Below are 19,075 nucleotides of genomic sequence, written 5' to 3'. Positions count from 1 at the left end.
ACGCGACAGGTCAATCGGCCTTGCGCTTTGGCCTCTTCGGTTTGCGCGCCGCCGCCTCGCGCAGCCGGTTTTCGCGCTCGGCCAGCTCCTCGAAGCGGCAGAGCGGGATCGGCGCGGGCGGGTCTTTCGGTTCGGGCATAAGCAACCTCGTCACCCTCGAACGAGACAAGTGGCTCGTGAGACTCGATCGGGGACGTGCCCGTTCTTGAAAAGGCGGGTCCCGGGTCAAGCCCGGGATGACGTCAGTCGCAATCCTCCCTGTCGCGAAGCGATGGGGAGGTGGCAGCGCGAAGCGCTGACGGAGGGGCAATGGCGCGACATTGCCCCTCCACCACTCGCTCCGCGAGAGTGCTGGGTCGTCCAGTCCCCCGGACTGGACTTGGATTGCCGGGGGCAATCCAACCCTGCACTCCCCCTCCCCATGCCTGCGGCACAGGGAGGATTTGGCGTTACGCCGCCTCGGCCTCCGCCTCGGCGGGCAGGCGGATCATGTAATCGAACGCCGACAGCGCCGCCTTCGACCCTTCGCCCATCGCGATGACGATCTGCTTGTACGGCACCGTCGTGCAGTCGCCCGCCGCGAAGATGCCCTTCTGGCTCGTCTCGCCGCGATGATCGACCTCGATCTCGCCGCGCTGCGACAGGGTGACGCTGTCCTTCAGCCATTCGGTGTTGGGAACGAGGCCGATCTGGACGAAGATGCCTTCGAGTTCGACCTGGTGCAGTTCATCCTTGCCCCGATCCTTGTAGCTGAGTCCCGTCACCTTCTCGCCGTCGCCGAGCACTTCGGTCGTCAGCGCCGAGGTGATGATCCGGACGTTCGACAGGCTCGCCAGTTTCCGCTGGAGCACCGCGTCGGCGCGCAGTTCGCTGTCGAACTCGATCAGCGTGACGTGCGCAACGATGCCCGCGAGGTCGATCGCCGCCTCGACGCCGCTGTTGCCGCCGCCGATCACCGCGACGCGCTTGCCCTTGTAGAGCGGGCCGTCGCAGTGCGGGCAATAGGCCACACCCTTGTTGCGATACTGGTCCTCGCCCGGCACGCCGAGCTGGCGCCAGCGCGCGCCGGTCGAGAGGATCACGGTGCGCGCCCTGAGCGACGCGCCGTTCGCGAGCTTCACCTCGTGCAGACCGCCCTCGGTCTTCGCGGGGATCAGCTTTTCGGCGCGCTGGAGGTTCATGACGTCGACGTCATATTCCTTCACATGCTGTTCAAGCTGCGCGACGAGCTTCGGCCCTTCGGTGTGGGGGACCGAGATGAAATTCTCGATCGCCATCGTGTCGAGCACCTGTCCGCCGAAGCGTTCGGCGGCGATGCCGGTGCGGATACCCTTGCGCGCGGCATAGATCGCCGCCGCCGCGCCCGCGGGGCCGCCGCCGACGACGAGCACGTCGAACGCGTCCTTGGCCGCAATCTTCTCGGCCGCCTTCGCCTCGGCCCCCGTGTCGAGCTTCGCGAGGATCTGTTCGAGTTCCATGCGGCCCTGGCCGAAATTCTCTCCGTTGAGGAAGATCGTCGGCACCGCCATGATCTTGCGGTCCTCGACCTCGGCCTGGAACAGGCCGCCGTCGATCGCGGTGTGGGTGATGCGCGGGTTGACGACCGACATCAGGTTGAGCGCCTGCACGATATCGGGGCAATTCTGGCACGACAGCGAGAAATAGGTTTCGAAATGATAGTCGCCGTCGAGCGCGGCGACCTGCTCCAGCACCTCGGGCGCGACCTTCGGCGGATGTCCGCCGACCTGGAGCAGCGCGAGGACGAGCGAGGTGAATTCATGGCCGAGCGGGATGCCGGCGAAACGGACCGCGATTTCGGGGTGACCGACCCGGCGGATCAGGAAACTGGGGCGGCGCGCATCGTCGTCGGCGCGCGCCACGCTGACCTTGTCCGACAGCGTCGCGATCTCGTCCAGCAGGGTCGCCAGCTCGGCCGACTTGGCATCGTCGCCGAGCGACGAAATCAGTTCGATCGGTTCACGAAGGTTCGTGAGGAGGCCTTGAAGCTGCTGCTTCAGATTGGCTTCGAGCATGGGGAGAGCTCCTGCATAAATAGGGATCGTCATTGCGAGGACCGCGGCGAAAGCCGGGGGACGCGGCAATCCAGAGTGTGCGTAGGCCGCCCTGGATTGCTTCCCCCGGCTTTCGCCGGGGTCGCAATGACGAGTGTCAGGGGTGCCGCGTGCTCCCGCCTTCGCGGGAGCACGCTGGCATTTTACGATCGTTTAGATCTTGCCGACGAGGTCGAGCGAGGGGGCGAGGGTTTCGGCGCCCTCTTCCCACTTCGCGGGGCAGACTTCGCCCGGGTGGCTGACCCAGTACTGCAGCGCCTTGATCTTGCGGAGCAGTTCGGCGGCGTTGCGGCCCACGCCTTCGGGGGTGATTTCGAGCAGCTGGATCTCGCCCTGCGGATCGAGCACGAAGGTGCCGCGGTCGGCGAGGCCGACGCCCGGACGCAGGACTTCGAAATTGTTCGAGATCGTGTGGTTCTGGTCGCCCACCATGTAATAGTTGATCTTGCCGATCGCCGGCGAGGTGTCGTGCCACGCCTTGTGGCAGAAATGGGTGTCGGTCGACACGGCATAGACTTCGACGTCCATCTTCTGGAGCGTCGGGTAGATGTCGGCGAGGTCTTCGAGTTCGGTCGGGCAGACGAAGGTGAAGTCGGCGGGGTAGAAGAAGAAGACCGCCCACTTGCCCTTGACGTCGGCATCGCTGATGTCGACGAACTTGCCATCCTTGAAGGCGGTGGCGTTGAACGGCTTGATGGTCGTATTCAGAACGGACATGGAGAGCTCCTGGCTGGTTGTCGGAGCCCTCCCCTAGCGACATATGCTGCAGTGCGGAAATTGGAAAACCAAGCCGGCTTGATCGAAATTATCAATCAATAAGCGGTTGAATTTCCGAAACTCCGATCAATCTGTTCGAGCTTGCGGCGTCGGCAGCAGCAGGAAGTGCGTTCCCGCCATCGCGCCCAGCACACTCAGCGCGAAAAGGATCGAATGGGGCGCGCTGTCGGGTACGAAATATTCGCCCGCCACCCCCGCGGTCCAATAGATCTGGCGAAAGAAGAGCATCAACGCGCCGAGCAGCGCGGCGCCCGTCACGACGATCACATTGCCGGCGCGGAAAGCGTCGGGCTGGTCGCTCCATTCGCCTTCACGATCGGCGAACGCCCACGCCCCGGCGCCCTGATAGGCGAACAGGCCGCAGAAGATACCGAGGACGAACCAGATCGCATAGGGGAGCAGCGCGCTGTTGGCGCGCAGCGGCGCGATGTCGAACAGGGTGCAGACGATCACCCCGGCGATATCGGTCGCGACGAGCCAGCCGGCCAGCACCACGGCGGCTTTGACCGCGACCACCGGCGCGCCCGGCATTTCAGCGCGCCTCGATCGCCGCGACGCATTTGTCGATGTTCATCGCGCCATAGTCGAATATGTGCCGGCTGCCGTCCGAAAGGGTCAGGATCGCTTTCTTGCTGAACAGCTTGCGCTGGACCTCGACCGCCTCGATCGCCGCCTTTTCGATCACGAGCTGCCCCGCCACGACATGGTTCGTCAGCACGCCGATCAGGCTCGCCTCGAGCTTGGCGTCATAGAGCAGCCGCTGGTTGGTGACGGTCAGCTTGCCGTTATACTTCTCTCCGCCCGGAGGCAGGTAGAACAGCGTCCAGCTGTCGATCGGCTGTTCGCCGGGACGCAGGTCGTGGGCCATGATCGTTCCTTTCGCAGAAGCGGGGTGGCGTGGCGGATGGGCTCGCGGGGCCCGAGCGCGCCGCTAGGTCGATGGCGGCGGGCAGCGGTCGGCCTCCTGCGCGACCCAGCTCGCGAAATCCTCGAACGGGCGTTTTTCGAATTCGGCGTCCACGGTTCCGGCAGCGGCCTTGATCGCGGCATCGACGTCCGCGCCCGACCGCCCCATTTTCGTGCCGACGCTGCGCGCGATGCCGCGATAGGCCTCCGCGGCTGCCGAGCGCTGGGTCGCGGTGGCCGCCATCTCCTCACGCTCGGCGCCCGTCGCCTGTTCGGACAATATCTTGTAGAGGCGCGCCACGGCATCGAAGCTGGCCTGACAGCGAACCGCGATATCGTAGCCGGCGGTATCGATTTCGGCCGATGCGGCCTCGGCTTCCCCGACCTTCTCTGCGGCCGGTTCGGAGCAGCCCGCCGTGCCGAGCGCGAGCAGCGCGATCATCATCCCTGCCTTCATTCGCCTGTCCCCTCTTCTGTCGTTACGCGATTTCCCTGCCGATCAGCATCTTGCCCATCTGCCGCGACGATCCGTCGAAAAAGCCCGCCTCCGCCTGCCATTCGCGCGGGTTGCGAAAGGTGCCGAAGAGCATGTCGAAGAGCGGAATATCGCCGTAATTATAGGCGTGGACCCCGCGTTCATGATGCACCGAATGGCTTTCGGGCCGCGTCACCAGATAGCCCAGCCAGCGCGGCGTACGGACGTTGGCGTGCTGGAAGATGGTGCAAAAGGCCGCCCCGACCGACACGACGAGCGCCGCCTCCGCCGTCAGCCCGATGCCGAGCACGAGCGCGCAGCTGCCGAGCAGCGCCCAGCCGATCATGTCGAACGGGTGAAAATAGAAGGTGCCCCAGATATCGACGCGTTCGGCGCTGTGGTGCATCTGGTGCAGCCAGCGCCACAGCGGCTGGACATTGTGCATGGTGCGATGCCAGGCATAGATCAGGAATTCATAGCCGAGGAAGCCGATCGCCACCTGCGCCCAGAAGGGCCAACGCGATCCGTCGACGAGCTGATATTGGCCCAGCATCGTGTCCCACATCAGCGGCGAATAGGTGGTGACGCCGAAGTAGATCAGCGTGAAGGCGATGCCCTTTGCGCGCCACCGCGGCACGTCCGGAAAGGTCCGCGCCCGGAAGACCAGATCGACGATCGCGAAAAAGGCGAACATCGACAGCGCGATCGCGTGATAAAGGCCGAACATCGCTGCGTCCCCCTTGGCTGCAGGCATCGTCCGCCCCCGATATGCCAAGCGCCGGGACCGCGATAGTGGACTTGCGGTCGCTTTTATTTTCCCGCAGGATTTCCGCCGATTTCACGGGGCGTAGAGGGGACGTCGGCGATGGATGAGGCGCGTTCGGAATCGCATGCCGCACCGGAAACAGCATCCGGGGTGCAGCCGAAAGGCAAGAAGACGCGCGAGCGGCTGCTCGATGCCGCCAATGATGCGATATTATACAAGGGCTTCGCCGCGACGTCGATCGACGAACTGGTCGAAGCGGCGGGCATTTCGAAGGGCGGTTTCTTCTATCATTTCCGCGACAAGGGCGACCTCGCCCGCGAGCTTCTGCAACGCTTCCTCGCCGAAGACGACGCCGAGATGGATGCGCTGACCGGCCGCGCGCACGCGCTCGCCGACGATCCGATGCAGCGTTTCCTGATCTTCCTCGACCTCTATGCCGACCTGATGGACGAGATGGAGGCGGTGCACCCGGGGTGCCTCGTCGCCGCGATCATCTATCAGGAACAGGCGTTCGATCGCGAAGTGCGGGCGCTCCTGTTCGAAGCCGCGATCCGCTGGCGCGAACGGTTCCGCCTGTGGTTCGCGGCGATCGAGGAGCAGCACCGCCCGCTGGCCCCGATCGATCTCGACACGATCGCCGACAGCTTCAGCGCGGTCATCGAAGGCTCGATCGTGCTGACCCGCGCGCTCGGCGACCACCAGCTGATGGGCCGCCAGCTGCGCCTGTTCCGATCGATGGTCCAGGCCGCCTATGGCGTCAGTTGACGACAGCGCCTTGCCGCCGCCCGGACGGCATGGCAAATGTCGGCGATGACCGGTGGGGCGGACAATCAGTTGATAAGGCTCGATCTTGCCGACGGAGTGCGCGTCACCGCGTCGGACGACGCCGCGTCGCCGGTACTGACGCGCTTCTTTTCGGGCTACGACCGCGCCTTCGTGCTTCCCGACGAACGCGAGGAACTGGGCGGGTTCGAGGCGTGCCTCGCGCTCAACCGGAGCCATCGCCACGCCTTTGGCCGCACCCATTCGGAGCTGGTCGCGGTGTTCGAGGATGCGGAGGGCATCCTGCTCGGCGGCGCCAATTTCCTCGCGACCGCGATCGATCGCGGCGCGCACCTGCCCCCCGCGGCGGTCGCGCTCAACTATGTCTATGTCGAGGACGCGGCACGCGGGCGCGGGCTGCTGCGGGTCATCCTCGGCGCGGTGCGCGAACTCGCGCTGGTCGCGCTCGGCCTCGACCGCGACGGACCGCCGCCCGCGGTCTTCATCGAACAGAATGATCCGCTGCGCCTGACCCCCGAGGAATATGCCGCCGACACCGCGCATTCGGGCACCGACCAGATCGACCGGCTGGCGATCTGGGCGCGCGTCGGTACGCGCATCGTCGATTTTCCCTATGTCCAGCCGGCGCTGTCGGCCGACCAGCAGGCCGACGACGGGCTGATCTATGCCGCGGTCGGATATCCGGACGAAACCATCGACCCCGGGCTTTTCCACGACCATCTGCAAAGCTTCTTCGGCATATCGGTGCTGAAAGGCGCCGCCGACGTACCCGGCGGGGTCGCGACGGCGCAGCTCGCGGCGCTCGCCGCGCGCACCGCGCCGGTGCGACTGCTGCCGATGGAACCCGCCCTCGCCTGGCTGCGCGGCGGGCGGCCGACGGGGGATTTCGACAGTTTCCGCGCACTCGCCGCGGCCGCGGACGCAGGGGGATAGGACGGGATGACGGTTCGGGGGGACTGGGACGACGCGCTGGGTTTCGAGACCGCCCGGCCGGGCACGCTCTACTGGACGCTGTCGCTCTATATCGAACCCGATCGCGTCGCCGCCGCCGCGGGACAGGCGGGCAAGCCGCTCCGTCACGACCAGTTCGGCGCGATGCAGGCGAACCACCTGCCCTCGCTGCTGCTGCGCAACGCGATCGATCCGCTGTTCAACGACATCGCCGACCGCGAGGTGCTGGGCGAAGTGCAGGAACATCTGCTCGCCGCCGCCGACGCGCTGCCGCTGCCCGCCGATGCCGACAGGCACGCCCGCCATGCCCATCGCAAGGCCACCGAAAAGACCATCCGCGCGCACGAGCGACTGCGCTTCAAGCCCCCCGCCTCGGCACAATGGTCGACCGAGGGCGTGACCTACCGGGCCGAGCCCGCAGGGCTGAACGACGAACGCGCCGTGCGGTTCCGGCGCTTCTGGCTCGCCCACAACAATGGCGCGCTCAGCTATCATATGGGGTTCAGCCACCATTATGCCTCGTTGCACGCCGAGGGCGACCAGGCGGGTTATGACCCCGCGACCTATTATTTCCTGTCGCTGCTCCAGAAGCTTGCCGCGCCGAAGGAATTCGAACTCGGCGACCGGTGGAAACCGGGAAGCAGCGCATCGGTGTTCGAGGAAAATCTGGGCATCGCGCCGCTCGACGAACTGACCGTGACCGATGCCGGCGGCACGACCGAACGCTTCTGGCCCTTCGTACGGCGGCGGATGCTGGACGATGCCGGCCGGCTGTTCGACCGGCTGGCGGCAGAGACCGGCCGCCCGCGCGCCGACGACCTGGCGCCGCACCTGATCGACGAGGTGCCCTTCATCGAGGTGCCGGGGCTCCGCGTGCCCAAGTCGCGCTTCATGTTCCTCCTCCACGACGAACGCTTCTTCAAGCGGCTGATGCCGCTCGACCCCGTCACCGGCGAAAGCGCGGCGCGCAAGGTGATGGTGCAGGAGCTGTGCTACCTGCCCTTTCAGGAGAAGCTGGAGGAACGCGTCAGCGCGGCCGAAGCCGGCGACGGGATCGTCCGGCTCGACACCGGTTACTGGAACTGGGCGACGACGCAGCCGCAATATGAAGCGTGGATCAAGGGGCGCAAACCCGTGCTGCGCAAGGCGGGCGGCGGCAATTTCCGCAACGTCGGCGAACTCGCCGCGGCGATGCGGCAAGGCGCGGTCGAACTCACCGTCGACGAGGCCGGCGCTCCGTTGCCGGCACCGTTGCCGATGAAGATTCCCGCGTTCGAACCGCAGCGCACCGACTGCCTCGACTATCTGTTCCTCGCCGGGTTCAACCAGAACATCATCGATTTCATGAACCAGGACACGTCGGAAATTCTGGACAGCATCGATCCGATCTATCCCGACAGCGACGAACAGTCCGACGAACGTTTCTTCGTGCGCTACGCCAACCACCGCGCGATGGTCACCTATGTACCCAAGAGCCGCAGCCTCGAGACGGGCAACGACTATATCGGCACCTGCCCCTATGCCTTTCTGATCCACGCGCTCGCGCTCCACAACGAATATCTGGCGCGCGAGCATGAAGCGAAGAGCATGGCGCGGATCGAGCGGATCGAGTGGCTGGTCGCCAAGGGTCAGGGCGGCGCGACCGAGGGGCTGAGCGCGGCGGCGAAAGCGCTCGACCGTACCGAAAAGCTCGACGGCGCCGACGAGTTCGACCGCGCCGAAATGGCGATCAACCAGGTCAAATTCGCCGAATACAAGGAATATGAGCGCTTCCGCTACGCCAATCCCTTTCGCTACGACACCGAACGCGTCGTGTTCGGCAAGCTGGAAGGGCTGCGCGGCACCACCCGCAAGAAGGAGGCGCTGGCGCTCGCGATCGCCAGTCTCGAGGATCATGCGAGCGACCTGCAGCGGCGCCACCAGGCCGAGGTCGACAAACAGGCCGCACGGCGCGACCGCCAGCTCAGCATCCTGCTGGGCGGCACCGGCGTGTTCGGGGCGGGGCAGATGATTTACTGGATCGGCGAGACTGCGGCGGGCGATCCCGACGCCAAGCCCGCGAAGCCCGCCGAACCCGTCGTCCTCGACTTCCTGGGCATGCCCGACACGAAGCTGGAGGGGCAGACGATCATGGACACGACCGAAGCGTTGATGTTCTATGCGCTGATCGTCTTCGTTCCGCTCTTCTTCTATGTCTTCGGGTCGTGGGTCTGGGCTTCGATGCGCACGACGCGGATGGGCCGCCGGATCGAGGCGCGGCTCAGGAGCTTGCGGCGCCGGGTCCGGCGACAGGACTGATCTGATCCGTCCCCGGGAATCGGGCGGATCCTTTGCCTCCCTTCATCACGGTCGCCGCCTTGACGGCGAGCGGCGGGCTGCGATCCGGCGCGCGAACGCCTGCCGGGACGGGCCGCGATTGCACATCCGCACGGGGTTGCGCAAACGACGCGCGGCGGCATAGGAAAGACATTGAAAATTCATTGGAAATCCTGACCGGCGGGAGCATCGCCCGGACGGAATTGCGACGCTCCGATGAGGCGAATTTTCATATTTTGAAATTTTTTCTCTTTATTGCTTGAAATTTTCCATTTTGTCTGTCCTTATGGATATCGGCAAGCGACAGTCTCATTCAGGACCCTTCGTGCAAAGAAAAAGGGCCGCGACCGCCGCGCATTGCCGTCAGGAAGGCGAAGGGGATTTCTATGAAGGTTGTTCAACTGGGCTGGCTCACCGGCACCGCGCTCACTGTCATCGCCGGCCTCAGCCCGGCCCATGCGCAGACCGCACCCGAAGCGGACGCGGCGAGCCCGGCCGGCGAAAGCGAGATCGTCGTGACGGGCTCGCGAATCCAGCGCTCGGGCTTCGACGCCCCGACCCCGACCACCGTCATCGGCGAGGCCGAACTCTCGCTCGGCAACCGCCCCAGCATCGCCCAGGTCCTGAACGACGCTCCCCAGTTCCGCCCCACCGCGTCGCCGACGACGAACGCCGGCGGCACCAGCAGCGGCGTTTCGACCGCCGACATGCGCGGGCTCGGCGCGGTACGCACGCTGACGCTGCTCAACGGGCAGCGGTTTTCGGGCGCCGCCGACCTCAACACCGTGCCGCAAAGCCTGATCAAGCGCGTCGATGTCGTCACCGGCGGCGCGTCGGCCGCATGGGGATCGGGCGCCGTCGCGGGCGTCGTCAACATCATCCTCGACGATGATCTCACGGGCTGGCGCATGGGCGTCCAGACCGGCCTCTCGTCGCGCGGCGACGGCGCGCGCTACGGCGCCGACATCGCGTGGGGCACCGACTTCGCGGGCGGGCGCGGCCATTTCATGGTTGCGGGCGACTATATGAAGGAAAGCGGCATCCTGAGCCGCAAGGACCGCCCCAACCTCGAAGCCGGACTGTACAAGCCGGCGGGCGGGTCGCTGCAACTGGTGCGCGACCCCAATTCGACGCAGGTCTACAACGGCGGATCGGTCCTGAGCGGCCTCGGTGCGCCCTATGGCCTGGTGTTCAATCCCGACGGCAGCATCGTTCCCTTCCCGTTCGGTAGCAGCACCAACGGCGCGACGACCGTCGGCGGCGGCGGCCAGAACACCTATGACTATGTCGCGGTCAGCGCGCCGTATGAGCGCATCAATGCCTTCACACGGGCGAGCTACGACCTGACCGACTCGCTCGAACTCTGGGCGCAGTTCAGCTTTCACCGCATGACGGGCGACTATGCGCTCTTCCCCGAAACCGCGGCCGACATCACCACCCTGATCCGCCCCGACAACGCCTTCCTGACCCAGGCGAATCGCGACCGGCTGGCCGCTGCCGGCGTCGCCGGCCCCTTCCTGCTCGGCCGCTATCTCGACGATGTCGGGCCGGACCGGATGCTGTCGTTCGACTATAACCGCCGCAACCTCGAAGGCGCGATCGGCCTCGAAGGCAGCTTCGGCGACGGCTGGCGCTACAAGGCCTATTACGACCATGGCGAAATCCGGCTCAACCAGCGGATCAACAACCAGCGGATCAAGACGCGCTTCGCCAATGGCGTCGATTCGGTGCTGGTCGGCGGCACGCCGACCTGCCGCATCAATGCCGACGCGACGACCGCCAACGACGACCCGACCTGCGTGCCGATCAACCTTTTCGGCAACGGCAACATCTCCGACGCCGCCGCGGCCTGGGCCTTTGGCGGGTCGCATCTGATCGCGACGATCAAGCTCGACGCGGCGGGCGCCAGCCTGTCGGGCCAGCCCTTCGCGACCTGGGCGGGGCCGGTCGACATCGCGGTCGGCACCGACGTCCGCTGGGAAAAGCAGGTCACCAACTATGTCGACCCGCTGTCGCAGGCGAATGCGCTGAGCGTGCTCAACTCGTCGGCGACCAACGGCAGCTTCAACGTCAAGGAAGCCTTCGCCGAAGTGAACGTGCCGCTGCTCGACGTCAGCGACGTCGCGCGTCTCGAAATCAACGGCGCCGCGCGCTATTCGGATTACAGCACCAGCGGCGGCATCTGGTCGTGGAAGACCGGTGGCACGCTGCGCCTCGTCAACGACCTGCTGCTGCGCGCCGTCTATTCGCGCGACATCCGCTCGCCCAGCATCACCGAATATTTCCTCACCCGCTCGGTCGGCATCGGTACCGTTGTGGACCCGTACCGGGGCGATGCGGTGCAGGGCAATGTGACGGTCTATGGCGGCGGCAACCGGAACCTGACCCCCGAAATCTCGCACACGCTGACGCTCGGCGGGTCCTATTCGCCGCACTATATTCCGGGGCTGCGCCTGTCGGTCGACTATTATGACATCGACATCGACAATGTGATCACGTCGATCCCCGCGCAGACGCTGCTCAAGCAGTGCCACGACAATGCGCCGTCGGACCCGACCTGCGGCGGCATCATCGTCCGCAAGCCGAACGGCGAGATCGAGACAATCTCGAACACCATTCGCAACCTCGCCAATTACAACACGCAGGGGCTCGATATCGAGGCATCGTACCGGACGGCGCTGGGCAACGGGAATTTGAGCTTCCGCCTGCTCGCCAACCATGTCTTTCACCTGAAGGTCGACGGCACCGACGTCGCGGGCATCGTCGGCGGCGAAACCGCCTTTTCCACCCCGAAGTGGCGCGGCACCGCCACCGTGGCGTTCGACAACGAGGATTTCGGCGCCAATCTGCGCGTCCGCCATGTCGCCGGCGGGTTCTACAACGTGACCCAGCCCGGTGTCCCGCCGCTGGTGGACGGCCGCAACGGCAGCCGCACCTATGTCGACGTGGGCGCGCAGTTCAAGGCCGGCCCCTTCACCCTGTTCGCCAACATCAACAACCTGTTCGACCGCGACCCGCCGCTCACGCCCTATATCACGCCGAATTACGACGTGATCGGCCGCTATGTCTCGGGCGGGGTCAAGCTCCGCTTCTGATCGACGGGCTCTCTCGGGGAAAGGGGGGTAGCGGCATGCCGCTGCCCCCCTTTTCCGTGCGGTCCGGCATGCGTCGCCGGATTGGCCGTTATTTCACCAGCAGGATGCGGCTCGCGGGCGGGGCGGTCCATTCGAAGCCGCGCTCGGTGACCATGCCATTGTCCTCGAGCGGGATCTTGATCTTGCGCGCGCCCCATTCGGGGACGGGGGTGTAGAGGAAGAGCTCGATCGACAGGAAATTGCCGGGGCGCAGCGCATAGGTCATGCGCAGCGGGTTGAAATCGGCCATCGACGGCCCCGAGCCATGGCCCCAGTCGCCGACCGAATGGCTGCCGATGACGACATCGGACACTTTGGGATCGATGCCGGGATCGTCGTAGCGGCCGAGCACCAGCCCCGGCGTCGCGGCGACGCGGCGATTGACCGCGGCGAGCGCGTCGCCCGCGCTGATCCCCGGGCGCACCACATCGACGATCATCGCACGGATTTCGGCGGCCTTGTCGAAGGCGCGCTGCACCCCCGCCGGCGGCCCGTTCTCGCCGGGCTTCAGCACATAGGCCATGCGCTTCATGTCGGTGTAGGCGGTGAGATAGTTGACGCCCCAGTCCATCGTGATCAGGTCGCCCGGCTTGATGACATGGTCGCCCGAGGTCGGCCCGCGCTCGCCCGGCCCGAGGACATAGATGCTGGGCAGACCGAAACTGCTGCCGAGCCCCTGCGCGTGCAATTGTTCCATCATCCACCAGGCGACGTCGCCCGTCGTCGTGTGGCCGGGCCGGATCACTTCGTTCGACAGCGCGCGTTCGGCGATCGTCCGCGAAAACTCGCCCGCGCGCGCAAAGGCGGCGATTTCGCTCGCGCTGTGACGCGAGCGGAAATCGGAGACGAGCTTCTCCGCCGGCACCAGCCGCGCCGCGAGACCGGGGCCGAGCGTCTCGCGGAGATGGCGGTCGAGCGAAAGGCTGAGTCCGTCGGCGGTGCCGATCTCGGTCGCGGTGTTGATGCCGATCCGCCGCGGCGCACGCGCCTCGACGAAGGCGCGCAGCGTCGCGGGCGACGCCTTGACGTCATAGAGCGGGCACTGGTCGAACAGCGCGCCGCCGATGCCGAACGCCGCGCGCTCGACACGCCCGCTGCCGCGATCGGAGAAGACATAATAGCCGATGTCGCCGACATAGCCGCCGCCGAGCAGCGCGGAATTGGGATCGTCATGCCCCTCGCGCGCGGCGACGATCCACATGTCGATGTCGTTCTCGCGCATCGCGTCCGGCAGGATCAGGTCGAGCTTGTCCTTGCGGATCTGGCAGAGCTGCTCCCAGCGCTGCCGCGCTTCCTGCGCCGCGCCCGGCACCGGGATTGCGACCGCGACCGACGCCAGTGCGGCGAGCATTCCCGGCAACCCGCGCCGTCGATTCGTTCGCATTCCCGCTCCTCATGCGCGACACCCCGGCCCGCCCGATGCGGCCCGCCGGCGCCCCATGGTTTACATAACCATATTCACGCGATTTATGTCAATTTTTCGATGTCGCGCGGCAGCATCGATCGATCGCCCAGGCGGCCGACCGCCCCGCCCTCGCCCGATCCGCTTTCGACACGATCGACGCTACGGCGTCGGTATATTTCGGCTTCCGACACGGAATTGTCACCGTCGCCGTCCTATTCGCGCCATCGCAAATTTCGGTGAGCCGACATCGGAACTAAGTGCAAATACATATGTTTTCGGCTAATTCACCGGCCAACGCCACGTCGCCGCGACGGAACGGCTTGATCGAACAGGACAATTGAGGAACACATGAACGCAAGGTCGACGGGGAAATCGACAGTCAGGGCAGAGGGTGAAATGGAAAATCGCGGCGATTACGACCCGAGCAGTCCGACTTTCCGACTGGAAAACTCGCCATTTTACCTGATGGCGCACGCCGATTTCAAATATCACGAGGATATGGACAAGGTGCTGCACAAGCACGGCGTGTCCAAACCCATCTATCGTGTCATGACGGTACTTCGCGAACACCAGCCGGCCAGCATCGGCGCGATCGCCGAAGCCGCGCTCACCAAGCGCTCGACGATCAGCCGCATCATCGACCGGATGATCGAACAGGGGCTGGTGTCGACCGAACCCAATGCCGAGGACAACCGGATCACCGAGGTCACGCTGACCCCCGCGGGCCAGCAGACGCTGCGCAAGCTGACCCCGATCGTCGGGCGCCAGTTCACGCGCGCGATGGACGGCATCAGCAACCGCGACCTCGCCCACCTGCTGCGCACCCTGCAAAAGATCGGCGCCAATCTGAGCAAGCTGCCGATCGAATAGCGCGGTCGCGGTCGCGGTCGCGCCCGCACGCGCATCCATCCTGCTGCCCTGGGCTTTCCGGAGGACGGTCGCTGTGCTCGACCTCCGAAGAAGCGACGGCACAGCGCGCGGATATCACGTCGGTGACGGCTTCGGGGTGGGAAGCTGCCGATTGAGTGGCGAACCGGTTTCCCCTCCCGCACGCGGGAGGGGCAGCGAGGCTTGCCAGCTTGCTGGCTAGCCGCAGCGGGGTGGGCCATCGCGACGCCGCTGCCCACCCCCGACCCCTCCCGCAAGCGGGAGGGGAGAAGAGCGTCAGCAACCGGGCGCTAGCGGACCTCCCTCATCCCCGACATCGCCGAGATGAGGGTGAAAACCTCCGCCCCCGGCCATCAAAGGATACACGACCAGCGCGGTGCGAGCGGGATCGGGGACAGCAGCGGAACCGGAGCAGAAACCTACCGCGCCGGTCCGTCGACCACGACCTTGCCGTCGGCGACGACATAGCGGACGTCGCGGAGGTTCTTGAGCGAATCGAGCGGGTTGGCACCGAGGATCAGCAGGTCGGCGATCTTGCCTTTTTCGACCGTGCCGAGCTTGTCGCCCATCTTCATGATCTGCGCGCCGACGCGCGTCGCCGAGGCGAGGACCGCGGCGTTGCTCATCCCCGCCTCGCGCAGATAGTCGAGCTCGCGGAAATAGGCGTCGGGATAGCGCGTATCATTCTCGAACGGAATGTCGGTGCCGACGCCGATCGGCACGCCGGCGCGATGCGCCTCGCCCACGCGCTTCAGATGGTCCTGCTGGTCGATCACGAAGCGGCGCGAATGGGTGTGGTAGAAACCGCCGGTCGGGATGCCCGCGGTCGGATAGCCCCCGGTGAGCAGATTGTCGAAGGCGCCGATGGTGGGCACGAAGGCCGTGCCGTGCTTCTTCATCAGCGGCACCGCCTGGTCGCTCATCAGCAGCGGATGTTCGAGCGTGTCGACCCCCGCCTCGATCGCCCAGTCGGTATATTGGCCGTAGCTGTCGATCGCGACCGGCACACCGAGCGAATGCGCCTCCTCGATCGCCGCCGCGAGTTCCTCCTTGTCGGCGGGGGCGCCGAGCTTGATCCAGTCGGCAAGGCTGCGCACCTGCTGGCGTACGGCGGTGCGCCATTCCCATGGCCCGTTGAAGCCCTTGCTCGGACCGCCGAAACCCGGCTTCTGGCGTCCGGTCGCGGTCGAGGTCACTTCGTCGCCGTGCCCGCCGGTGGTCGCGATGATGCGCCCGCTCCACAGGACGCGCGGACCGCGGATGATGCCGCGGTCGACCGCTTCCTTGATGCGCAGCGCGACATCGTCGACGGTGCCGACGTCGCGCGCGGCGGTGATGCCCGCGTTGATCAGCTGTTCGGCGAGCGCGACTCCGCGGATCGCGGCGCCCGCCGGGCTGTCCGAATATTTTCCGAAATCGTGGCAACGCTGCTGGGTGAAGTGAATGTGCAGGTCGATCAGCCCGGGCATGACATAGAGGCCGGTCGCGTCGATCGTGCGCGCGGCGTTGGCGGGGACCGGGGTGGTCGCGGCGGGGCCCGCCGCGAGGATGCGGTCGCCCTGCGTCACCACGACGGCGTTGGCGACGGGCGCGCCGCCGCGCCCGTCGATCAGCGTGCCGCCGGCAATCACGACGACAGGATCGCGGCTGCGGTCGACCGGCGGGATCGGCAGGCCCCGCGCGTCGTCGGTGGTTTCGGGGATCGGGCGCGGCGCCGCGAGCGCTCCCGGGACCAGCGCGGCGAGCGACGCGAGAACGCCCACCCCCAGCGCAGCCTGTTTGCAGCGGACGAACGCCGGACGGCGGGTGGTGGTGACGAACATGGCGACCTCCATAAATGTGAATTTACACATGATTTAAAGCGTGATTCCCTTGACGACACAAGAGGGATTTGCTTCGATGCCGTCAGGGCCGGATCGGCGGGCGATCGGGCCGCCGGAGCGCGCGATGCAACGGACACAGCCAGCAGCGGCGATCGGGCAGGCGCTCGGCCAGGCGATGGCGCTCGCACAGGCGGGGCGCCTCGACGACGCCGAGGCGCGTTTGCGCGCGATCCTGTCGCACGACGCAAACCAGCCCGACGCGCTGCAACTGATGGGCATGATCGCGCGGCGCCGCGGCGATCATGACGCCGCCGCGACGCTCTTTCGCCGCTCGCTCGCGGCACAGCCGGCACAGCCGCACGTGCTCAACAATCTGGGCAACAGCCTCTCCGATCTCGGCCGCCACGAAGAGGCCGTCGCAGCCTATGACGGCGCGCTCGCGCTCGACGCCGGTTACGACGATGCACGGATCAATCGCGCACTCGCGCGGATCGCGCTCGACGATCCGGCGGCGGCGCATGACGACCTGCATCCGCTGGCCGCCGCGCGCCCCGACCAGCCGCGCATCTGGGCGGTGCTCGGGCAGGCGCTCAACGCGATGAACCGCGGCGGCGAAGCGGTCGCCGCCTGGCGCCGCGCGCTCGACCTGCGCCCGGGTCATGCGCCGTGGCTGCACAATCTGGCGGTCGCGCTGCGGCTGGCCGGGCGCGCCGAGGAGGCGCTGCCGCTCCTCGAGGAGTGCGCCGCGCACGCGCCGGATGAAGCGAAGATCCGCTACAATCTCGGCCATTGCCTGCAGGATCTCGGCCGCATCGAGGCGGCAGCGGACGCCTATCGTGCCGCGATCGCCCTGACCCCGATCGATGTCGCGATGCACGAATCGCTGAGCCGGATGCTGTGGGAACACGGCCGGACGGATCAGCATCTCGACAGCTACCGCGCCGCGCTGGCCGAACATCCCGACGATGCCGCGCTGCTCGCCAGCCTCGCCAACCGGCTGACGCTCGCCGGGCAGGCGCCCGAGGCGGCGGCGCTGCTCGCGCCCGCGGTGCAGCGCGGGACCGGTGGCGCCGAGCTGCGTCACCGGCTCGGGCAGGCGCTCTGGTCGAGCGGCCGCACCGACGCGGCGCTCGCGGCGTTCGACGCGGCGCTGGCAAATGATCCCGGCCATGCCCCGGCGCTGCGCGAATCGGCGCGATCGCTGCTGATCCTCGACCGCCCGGGCGAGGCGCTGCCGCGTATCGGGCGCTGCCTCGCGCTCGATGGCCACGACCAGCAGGCGCTCGCCCTGCAAGGCATCGGCTGGCGCCTGACCGGCGACGCGCGCGCCGAATGGCTGAACGACCCGGCGCTGATCGGCACGCACCGGCTGCATCCCGCGGACGGCGACACCGCCGGTTTCAACCGGCGGCTCGACGCGGCGCTCGGCGCGCTGCACCTCGGCCAGCATCAGCCGCTCGAACAGACGCTGCGCGGCGGCACCCAGACGGCCGACGACCTGTTCGCGCGCGACCTGCCCGAGATCGCGGCGGTGCGAGCGATGATCGAAGACGCGGTTCGCCGCCATATCGCGGCGCTGCCCGCCGACCCGACGCACCCCTTTCTGAACCGCAAGGCGGACGATTTCGCCTTTTCGGGTTCGTGGTCGGTGCGGCTGCACGACGGCGGCCACCACAGCAACCACATCCATCCCGCGGGCTGGATCAGCGCGGTCTATTATGTCGCGCTGCCCGACGCGGTCGCCGATGGCGAACAGGGGTGGCTGAAATTCGGCGAGACGGGGCTGCGGCTCGGTGCCCGCGAGCGGATTTTCCGCACGATCCGGCCCGAAGCGGGGCTGCTGGTGCTCTTTCCCTCCTATTTCTACCACGGCACCATCGCCTTCGCCGACACCGCCCACCGCACCACCATCGCCTTCGACGTCGTGCCGACGGGCTGATCAATTTACTTGCATATGCAAGTTTTTCGACGCACATTCCGAAACGGGAGGATTACACCATGACCGCTACCACGCTTCAGCAGTTCGCCGCGGACGTCGCCTCGGGCGCGATCCGCACGATCGACCTCACGCAAACGCTGTCGCCCGACACGCCGACGCTCGTCCTGCCCCCCGAATTCGGCCAGTGCGCCGCGTTCAGCCAGGAAGAAATCTCGCGCTACGACGAACGCGGGGTCGCCTGGTACTGGAACAATTTCACCGTCAGCGAGCATACGGGCACCCATTTCGACGCGCCGGTCCACTGGATCACGGGCAAGGACCTGCCGAACAATGCGGTCGACACCGTCGCCCCCGCCGACTTCGTCGCGCAGGCCGTCGTCATCGACATTGCGGACAAGGCCGCCGCCGATCCCGACTATCTGCTCACCGTCGCCGACATCGAGGCCTGGGAAGCGACCCATGGCCGCATCCCGCCGCGCAGCTGGATCCTGCTGCGCACCGACTGGTCGAAGCGCGACGTCGATGCCTATACCAACCGCCGCGAGGACGGCGCCCACACCCCGGGGCCGTCGGCCGAAGCGGTGGCCTTCCTTGTCGACCAGCGCGACGCGCACGGGCTGGGGGTCGAGACGATCGGCACCGACGCCGGGCAGGCGCATCTGCTCGAGCCCGCCTACCCCGCGCACACATTGTTCCACGCCGCGGGGCGCTATGGCCTGCAATGCCTCGAAAATCTCGATCTGCTGCCGCCGACCGGCAGCGTGATCGTCGCCGCACCGCTCAAGATCCGGGGCGGTTCGGGCAGCCCGCTGCGCGTGCTCGCGCTCGTCGCGGACTGAG

16 protein-coding genes are annotated in these 19,075 nt (G+C 66.7%); 7 read left to right on the top strand and 9 right to left on the bottom strand.

The window, feature by feature from the left end:
• Positions 1-10: 10 nt before the first annotated feature.
• The 7 genes from EAO27_RS20905 to EAO27_RS02775 form a co-directional block, all read right to left on the bottom strand.
• A complete protein-coding gene (locus EAO27_RS20905) occupies positions 11-139 on the bottom strand; it encodes a hypothetical protein (RefSeq protein WP_278190117.1) in 129 nt (42 codons plus the stop codon).
• A gap of 310 nt (positions 140-449) precedes the next feature.
• Entirely contained in the window at positions 450-2,033 is a 1,584-nt protein-coding gene (gene ahpF / locus EAO27_RS02800; RefSeq protein ID WP_242776885.1) for an alkyl hydroperoxide reductase subunit F, read from the bottom strand.
• Positions 2,034-2,225: 192 nt separating this feature from the next.
• Positions 2,226-2,789 (bottom strand): alkyl hydroperoxide reductase subunit C, encoded by a 564-nt coding sequence (gene ahpC, locus EAO27_RS02795; protein ID WP_242776883.1) that lies wholly within the window; start codon positions 2,787-2,789, stop codon positions 2,226-2,228.
• Between the two features lie 126 nt (positions 2,790-2,915).
• Positions 2,916-3,380 carry a hypothetical protein gene (locus EAO27_RS02790; protein WP_242776881.1) on the bottom strand — a complete coding sequence of 155 codons (465 nt, stop codon included), beginning with the start codon at positions 3,378-3,380 and terminating at the stop codon, positions 2,916-2,918.
• 1 nt (position 3,381) lies between these two features.
• Positions 3,382-3,717 carry a hypothetical protein gene (locus tag EAO27_RS02785; protein WP_242776879.1) on the bottom strand — a complete coding sequence of 112 codons (336 nt, stop codon included), beginning with the start codon at positions 3,715-3,717 and terminating at the stop codon, positions 3,382-3,384.
• A gap of 63 nt (positions 3,718-3,780) precedes the next feature.
• Positions 3,781-4,212, bottom strand: a complete 432-nt coding sequence (locus tag EAO27_RS02780; RefSeq protein WP_242776877.1) for a hypothetical protein — start codon at positions 4,210-4,212, stop codon at positions 3,781-3,783.
• Between the two features lie 22 nt (positions 4,213-4,234).
• Entirely contained in the window at positions 4,235-4,957 is a 723-nt protein-coding gene (locus tag EAO27_RS02775; RefSeq protein WP_242776875.1) for a sterol desaturase family protein, read from the bottom strand.
• Between the two features lie 138 nt (positions 4,958-5,095).
• On the opposite strand from EAO27_RS02775, the gene EAO27_RS02770 reads away from it, so the two are divergent.
• From EAO27_RS02770 to EAO27_RS02755, 4 genes are all read left to right on the top strand, one after another.
• Positions 5,096-5,761 (top strand): TetR/AcrR family transcriptional regulator, encoded by a 666-nt coding sequence (locus EAO27_RS02770; RefSeq protein WP_242776873.1) that lies wholly within the window; start codon positions 5,096-5,098, stop codon positions 5,759-5,761.
• Positions 5,762-5,806: 45 nt separating this feature from the next.
• Positions 5,807-6,712, top strand: coding sequence for a hypothetical protein (locus EAO27_RS02765; RefSeq protein WP_242776871.1), 906 nt, complete (start codon positions 5,807-5,809; stop codon positions 6,710-6,712).
• A gap of 6 nt (positions 6,713-6,718) precedes the next feature.
• A complete protein-coding gene (locus EAO27_RS02760; protein WP_242776869.1) occupies positions 6,719-9,028 on the top strand; it encodes a hypothetical protein in 2,310 nt (769 codons plus the stop codon).
• Positions 9,029-9,432: 404 nt separating this feature from the next.
• A complete protein-coding gene (locus tag EAO27_RS02755; protein WP_242776867.1) occupies positions 9,433-12,141 on the top strand; it encodes a TonB-dependent receptor in 2,709 nt (902 codons plus the stop codon).
• 88 nt (positions 12,142-12,229) lie between these two features.
• Here the strand turns inward: EAO27_RS02755 and EAO27_RS02750 are convergent, their stop codons facing one another.
• Positions 12,230-13,564, bottom strand: a complete 1,335-nt coding sequence (locus tag EAO27_RS02750) for a M24 family metallopeptidase (protein ID WP_242776865.1) — start codon at positions 13,562-13,564, stop codon at positions 12,230-12,232.
• A gap of 486 nt (positions 13,565-14,050) precedes the next feature.
• Here EAO27_RS02750 and EAO27_RS02745 point away from each other — a divergent pair, with 486 nt between their 5' ends.
• Positions 14,051-14,455 carry a MarR family transcriptional regulator gene (locus EAO27_RS02745; protein WP_242776863.1) on the top strand — a complete coding sequence of 135 codons (405 nt, stop codon included), beginning with the start codon at positions 14,051-14,053 and terminating at the stop codon, positions 14,453-14,455.
• Positions 14,456-14,892: 437 nt separating this feature from the next.
• Here EAO27_RS02745 and EAO27_RS02740 read toward each other — a convergent pair whose 3' ends face one another.
• On the bottom strand, positions 14,893-16,296 hold the full coding sequence (locus tag EAO27_RS02740; RefSeq protein WP_242776861.1) for an amidohydrolase family protein: 1,404 nt from the start codon (positions 16,294-16,296) through the stop codon (positions 14,893-14,895).
• 124 nt (positions 16,297-16,420) lie between these two features.
• Between EAO27_RS02740 and EAO27_RS02735 the strand changes: the two genes are divergently transcribed.
• Both EAO27_RS02735 and EAO27_RS02730 read left to right on the top strand, forming a co-directional pair.
• Positions 16,421-18,235 carry a tetratricopeptide repeat protein gene (locus tag EAO27_RS02735; protein ID WP_242776859.1) on the top strand — a complete coding sequence of 605 codons (1,815 nt, stop codon included), beginning with the start codon at positions 16,421-16,423 and terminating at the stop codon, positions 18,233-18,235.
• A gap of 59 nt (positions 18,236-18,294) precedes the next feature.
• Positions 18,295-19,074 (top strand): cyclase family protein, encoded by a 780-nt coding sequence (locus EAO27_RS02730; protein WP_242776857.1) that lies wholly within the window; start codon positions 18,295-18,297, stop codon positions 19,072-19,074.
• The last annotated feature ends 1 nt before the right edge of the window (position 19,075 follow it).

Origin of the sequence: Sphingopyxis sp. YF1, assembly GCF_022701295.1 — a bacterium.
Lineage (GTDB): Bacteria > Pseudomonadota > Alphaproteobacteria > Sphingomonadales > Sphingomonadaceae > Sphingopyxis.
The sequence above is the reverse complement of the archived record's forward strand: the minus strand, read 5'-3'. Positions and strand labels throughout refer to the sequence as shown.

Coding starts and splice junctions, on each gene's coding strand:
- EAO27_RS02755 (WP_242776867.1), top strand. CDS start 9,433: ATGAAGGTTGTTCAACTGGGCTGGCTCACCGGCACCGCGCTCACTGTC.
- EAO27_RS02735 (WP_242776859.1), top strand. CDS start 16,421: ATGCAACGGACACAGCCAGCAGCGGCGATCGGGCAGGCGCTCGGCCAG.
- EAO27_RS02750 (WP_242776865.1), bottom strand. CDS start 13,564: ATGCGAACGAATCGACGGCGCGGGTTGCCGGGAATGCTCGCCGCACTG.
- EAO27_RS02740 (WP_242776861.1), bottom strand. CDS start 16,296: ATGTTCGTCACCACCACCCGCCGTCCGGCGTTCGTCCGCTGCAAACAG.
- EAO27_RS02730 (WP_242776857.1), top strand. CDS start 18,295: ATGACCGCTACCACGCTTCAGCAGTTCGCCGCGGACGTCGCCTCGGGC.
- EAO27_RS02770 (WP_242776873.1), top strand. CDS start 5,096: ATGGATGAGGCGCGTTCGGAATCGCATGCCGCACCGGAAACAGCATCC.
- ahpF (WP_242776885.1), bottom strand. CDS start 2,033: ATGCTCGAAGCCAATCTGAAGCAGCAGCTTCAAGGCCTCCTCACGAAC.
- EAO27_RS02760 (WP_242776869.1), top strand. CDS start 6,719: ATGACGGTTCGGGGGGACTGGGACGACGCGCTGGGTTTCGAGACCGCC.
- EAO27_RS02785 (WP_242776879.1), bottom strand. CDS start 3,717: ATGGCCCACGACCTGCGTCCCGGCGAACAGCCGATCGACAGCTGGACG.
- EAO27_RS02765 (WP_242776871.1), top strand. CDS start 5,807: ATGACCGGTGGGGCGGACAATCAGTTGATAAGGCTCGATCTTGCCGAC.
- EAO27_RS02790 (WP_242776881.1), bottom strand. CDS start 3,380: ATGCCGGGCGCGCCGGTGGTCGCGGTCAAAGCCGCCGTGGTGCTGGCC.
- EAO27_RS20905 (WP_278190117.1), bottom strand. CDS start 139: ATGCCCGAACCGAAAGACCCGCCCGCGCCGATCCCGCTCTGCCGCTTC.
- EAO27_RS02775 (WP_242776875.1), bottom strand. CDS start 4,957: ATGTTCGGCCTTTATCACGCGATCGCGCTGTCGATGTTCGCCTTTTTC.
- EAO27_RS02745 (WP_242776863.1), top strand. CDS start 14,051: ATGGCGCACGCCGATTTCAAATATCACGAGGATATGGACAAGGTGCTG.
- ahpC (WP_242776883.1), bottom strand. CDS start 2,789: ATGTCCGTTCTGAATACGACCATCAAGCCGTTCAACGCCACCGCCTTC.
- EAO27_RS02780 (WP_242776877.1), bottom strand. CDS start 4,212: ATGAAGGCAGGGATGATGATCGCGCTGCTCGCGCTCGGCACGGCGGGC.